Annotated in this window: 4 protein-coding genes; 2 read left to right on the top strand and 2 right to left on the bottom strand. The window is 37.7% G+C overall.

The window, feature by feature from the left end:
- Both N3F66_14425 and N3F66_14420 read right to left on the bottom strand, forming a co-directional pair.
- Positions 1–247, bottom strand: a 247-nt coding sequence (locus N3F66_14425) for a hypothetical protein (GenBank protein ID MCX8125340.1), incomplete at its 3' end; no start/stop codon positions are given.
- A 514-nt stretch (positions 248–761) separates the two neighbouring features.
- Positions 762–1394: a TetR/AcrR family transcriptional regulator gene (locus N3F66_14420; GenBank protein MCX8125339.1), complete on the bottom strand. Its 633-nt coding sequence runs from the start codon at positions 1392–1394 to the stop codon at positions 762–764.
- 392 nt (positions 1395–1786) lie between these two features.
- Between N3F66_14420 and N3F66_14415 the strand changes: the two genes are divergently transcribed.
- Positions 1787–4357: a PQQ-binding-like beta-propeller repeat protein gene (locus N3F66_14415; GenBank protein ID MCX8125338.1), complete on the top strand. Its 2571-nt coding sequence runs from the start codon at positions 1787–1789 to the stop codon at positions 4355–4357.
- Positions 4358–4510: 153 nt separating this feature from the next.
- Positions 4511–5375 (top strand): HAD-IC family P-type ATPase (locus tag N3F66_14410; GenBank protein MCX8125337.1); only part of this gene is annotated, 865 nt, incomplete at its 3' end.

Genomic DNA, 5375 nt, shown 5'->3' with positions numbered 1-5375 from the left:
CAACTCCCTGAGCCGCTTGCTCTTTTAAAATAATGCGAGAACGGCGAATCTTTGTGTCTTTTGACCAGTAGTCACTTTCAGTTCCACCATCTTTATAAATTGAATACGCTTGAACCTGTAATAAATAGTGGAGTTCTAAGTACTGGTCATCGTTAAATGTAAACTTTGCTATTCCATCTGCTGCAAATAAAGGCGCTGCCAGTATAGTAACTAGCACAATCGCAACTAAAAATTGTAACAACCTCATAACCAAGATCCTCCTTAACAGTTTGTTTAAAATATTTTTAAAATTTATTAAAACCAAAATTTTTGCTTTTGTATTGCATGCATATATTTTTTCAATAACTTTTTTTAAAGGTTATCGGCCTGGCAGGGAAATAACTGTACTCTTGCACAAAATCACATATTTACAATAAAATACAATGAGCTATCGCTCAGCTTAATAACAATTAAATACACACCGATTATAATCATCCTCACAATCTACTTTACAATGTACATATTCTAGAGAATTGACAGTATAATGCATTTTGCAGGTAAATTCACATTCTCCATATCTATCAGCACATACCCTTGCGCATCGTTCTGCATTGGGATCGCTTTCACAGTGCAATAAAGCCAATAATAAGATTATTATGTTTACTGATATCATGTATTTCATAATATATAACCCTAATAAAATATTAAAAAATATTCTTACAAAGCCCCTTGCTATGGTGTAAAACAATTTTTTTCAAAATTGAGATTGCTACAATTTACTATCACCTTTTCATAATCCCTTGTACTATCATATCCATCATTTGTGTTATGAGTGCATCAACTGACAATCCTGTAAACCCAGTGCTTTTTTTAACCTCTAAAATTAACACTCCATCTATCATACCCCACAGCGTTACTGCTGTTTTCATGGCATCTATGCGTTGCAATTCACCTTTCTTTATTCCTCCATCAATAACATTTGCTACTACTTTGAGTAATCTAAGCGTATGGTCTTCAAGCTCCTTTACCATTCTGGTATCATAAAAAAACTCTGCATTGCCTAAATGCAAAATTTCGGTTATATAAAAATATTCCTGGTATTCCTTAAAAAAAGTCACATAGGCTTCTGCAAGTGCGTAAAGTTTATCAACAGAGTAGCCACCAGCACTTTTGAGTCCCTCCTGAATAAGTTTTTCTAAAATGTGTATGCCATCTTTATTTAACTCTCTGTATATTGCAATTTTATTAACAAAATAAAGATAAAATGACGCCGGACTTAAATGTGCTTTTTTTGTTATCATTCCCACTGTAGTGCTTTTAAATCCTCTTTTAGCAAATAACTGTAATGCAGCCCTTTTTAGCTGCTCTTTACGGTATTCTTTTTCACTTATGGTACGTGCGCGCTTTTTGTTCATGTTTTTACTTTTTTGAGATATAAATTTTTATACTGAACTCATAGTGCAATACGGGTAGGCCTATTTTAGTATCATGCGTAAAAAAGAAATCAATATATACATTTATAACTCATTATAACGTTTATCGTAATACAATTTATTGCATATTGGTATTACACACTCAAATAGTACTACACCAATTGAGTATACATACGGAAAAACACATCAAAAAATCAATAATATTATTATGAATAATTATTGACAAAATAACTAAATAGTAATTTAGTTATTTTTCAAAAGCAAATGCAGCTCATACGGTGCATCTTCATTCAGCTGAGATTACAAGCTTCCATCGAGTTGATTTTTGAAAACCTCACACGTTACAATAAATCTAACCACATCAGGAGAAAAACATGAAACTATCATACACATTTAAAAAACGCCACATATTGTATCTTGGTATCATATTTGCAGTACTCTACTACTTTTTTGCTACATGCCCTTTTGAAACCTATCAGGCCTATCCTGATAGGTTATCGCAACAGAATAAAGGCCCACATTTAGATATACCCCTTGACCCTACAAGCCCCTGGCCAAAATTCAGGGCAAACAGCCTTCAAAACGGAAGAAGCCCTATAACACCAACATACAGCAGCAGTATTAAGCCGTGGGTATTTAAAACCGGCAAGGGCATTTTCAGCTCACCGGTTGTTGATTTGCAGGGTACTGTATATATTGGCTCAGCTGACCACTATTTTTATGCACTTCGTCGGGATGGCTCGGTTAAATGGAAAATCAAAACAGGTGAAATTATTGATTCATCAGCGCTTCTTGATGATAAAGGATTTGTATATGTTGGCAGTGGCGATAGCTACGTGTATTGCATCAACAAAGAAACTGGTACCATTATCTGGAAACACAAAGCACATACCGTTAAAGAAGTATTAGAACAGTTCAAAATTAAGACATACAATGTCAACTGGTTTGAAGGCAATATAGGAATGCTCCCTGATGGCAGCATTATTGCACCTAACGATAACTATTTGGTATATAGAATTGACCGCACAAATGGAAGAAGAATCACACAGTATCCAGCTAACGAAATGATATGGTCACTTCCTGCAGTGAATACAAAAACCGGAAAGATGTTTTTTGGCACTCAGTTTATGGCGCTCAAAAACATCTATTGCTATAACTATCGCACACAAAAATGTGAGTGGACAAACGGCGGTCTTGGCTCAAATGCGGCATCACCACTCATTACTAACAACTATGAAAAAGGTATGGTAATCGTTGGTGGATATGATGGCTATGTACGAGCATATGCACAGGACAGTGGTAAACAGTTGTGGAAACAGGGGCTCCGTGATCACATTTACGCAAGCCCTGCTCAGCTTTCAAATGGACTTATCATTCAACCTTGTGCAGACGGTACTATCTATGCACTCAATCCAGAAGACGGACACATAGTATGGGCGTACGACACTCTTGAGCCAATACGCTCTTCGGCAGCAGTCGATGGCAATGATGTTATCTATGTTGGCAGCGGCGAGGGCAGGCTCTATGCTCTCAACCCTGACGGCACATTGCGTTGGTCCTATCTTTGTATTGATGAAGACCGCAATGACTTAAACAGCTCCCCTGCACTTGGTCCACAGGGAATATACATAGGTGGTGAAAATGGCGGTGTATTCTTTATTCCCTATGATTATCCACTATACAATGCCGATAAAGATCAAAAATGCTTTGTGGCAAAAGGTGAAATCCTTCCAAATGATGGAGTCTTTTTACTTTACACCGATAAATTTGGCAAGCTTTTGCCTCAACCACCCGCACATATTGATGCTAATCAGCCACTGGCTTTTACCCTTTTTGTGCGCAAAAACGGTGACACAATAAAATCTGCCATTGACAAAGACAGTCTTGAAGTNGCAATCTCTGGAAATCCAAAATACAGCGTATATGTATCTGCCAACAAACAATTTTTTGTTATAACTCCACAAGAAACCTGGACCAATGAACATGGTGGTACCATTGCTGTCACTATTAAGGGAAAATATATTACTGATATGCTTCGATTTGGCTTAAAATTTTTTAATGGACGCCAGGGAGGCAGCTTCAATGTTACATATACGTATGCGATAGCTCCTTACAAAGGTAAGTTGCCATACAAGGCACCTAAATTCACCGGTGACACACAAACTGTGTTTGAATTCAAACGATTATCGGCACCAAACCCAACCATGCTTCCTTCGTGGAATCAGATTGGATTTGATTCGCTCCACTATGTGGGTGGTGTTATAAGCACAAGCGATAGTAACTTTGTAGTATGGGTTGTGGGCGGTAAACTTTCCAACGGAAAAACTGTAATAGACCCATCATTAGAAGTACGATATCCGCTATACTTACGACAGGATGGAAACTGTATTACATTGTATAATTATGATGGCTTTAAGATCAATTTCATTGGTTCATGGGATATGCCGTTTGGGCTGTATCGTTTATCTACAACAGCAGATCCATTGACAGGAGCTATCGCCAAATCCCCAGCTCTTTTTGCTGTTGCGCTTGGTGATGAGATTGAATTTTATGGCAAATTTTTAAAGCTTATGGGAATGACCGAATTTGATACCGGGCACATGGCAGTGTTTGGTGGACTTACCATGAGTTTACATGGAAACGGAGTTGCAACGTGCCCACAGGGTGTGGGCAGCGTACGTTTTGAAAAAGCCACCACCTTTATAAAAGCAATACTTAAAAATTGCCGGCTGAAGAAAAATCACGTGTATAGCATTATGGTTGCTGATGCTACTACAGGCAAGCCCCTACCACTGTACTACACAAAACGCACAAAGATTAAAGATGAAAATGGTCTTGTAAAGGAAATCATAATTGAATTTAGTGAGGGTGAAGTAAAAGGGGATGTGATAGCGTATTGCATTATTGACACCTATCCTGTGGCCCATGAGCAGTTGAAGTTATAATAAAAAACTTAAGAATAAAAGTATCATCATTATAAAAAATTTTTATTTGACCTTACCTGTAACACTTACTACTGTAACAGTACTTATTTACATGCACCATAGTTTGTAAATTGATGAGTTAAATAATATTTTTTAGTAGAAAGGAAAAAGCACATGAACTGGCACACCATGCCTGTTGAAACTGTAACAAATACACTACGCACATCACTAAATGGTATTCCTCAAAAAGAAGCCGAATCCCGTCTTATTTCATACGGTTTTAACGAACTTAAAGAAAAAAAGAAAAGAACACCTATTATAATGCTTCTTAATCAATTTACAGATTTTATGATACTTGTCCTTTTAGCCGCTGCACTGCTTTCAGGATTTTTAGGAGAAGTATCCGACACTATTGCAATTATAGTTATAGTAGTGCTCAATGCCATCATTGGTTTTGTGCAGGAATATAGGGCTGAAAAAGCAATGGAGGCATTAAAAAAAATGGCTGCTCCACTTGCAACTGTCATACGAGATGGGAAGACTGTTACCATTCCTGCACGAGAGATAGTTCCAGGAGATATTGTTATGCTTGAAGCAGGGAAAATCGTGCCTGCTGATATACGGCTTATCGAAGCTGTTCAACTGAAAATAGAAGAAGCAGCACTGACGGGAGAATCAATACCAGCAGAAAAACAGACGCAACCAATTGGTGAAGAAAACCTTCCACTTGGCGACAGGAAAAATATGGCTTACAAAGGTACTATTGTTACGTATGGAAGGGGAACTGGAATTGTAGTTGCCACCGGCATGCAGACAGAACTTGGTAAGATAGCAATCATGATTCAAGAGGAAGAGGAAGTAAAAACACCATTGCAAAAACGCCTCACTGTGTTTGGCAAAAAACTTTCTATTGCGGTTCTTGCTATATGTATTGTAATTTTTGCGATTGGACTTTTACGTGGAGAAGAACCTTTGCGGATGCTTTTAACTGCTATCTCCCTTGCTGTTGCAGCCATCCCTGAGGCGCTCCCTGCAGTTA

Source organism: Spirochaetota bacterium (assembly GCA_026414805.1).
Taxonomy (GTDB): Bacteria; Spirochaetota; UBA4802; order UBA4802; family UB4802; genus UBA4802.
This window is presented reverse-complemented; position numbering and strand designations above follow the sequence as displayed.

Excerpts from the sequence above, each read along its gene's own strand:
- N3F66_14420 (MCX8125339.1), bottom strand. The coding sequence starts at position 1,394 with ATGAACAAAAAGCGCGCACGTACCATAAGTGAAAAAGAATACCGTAAA.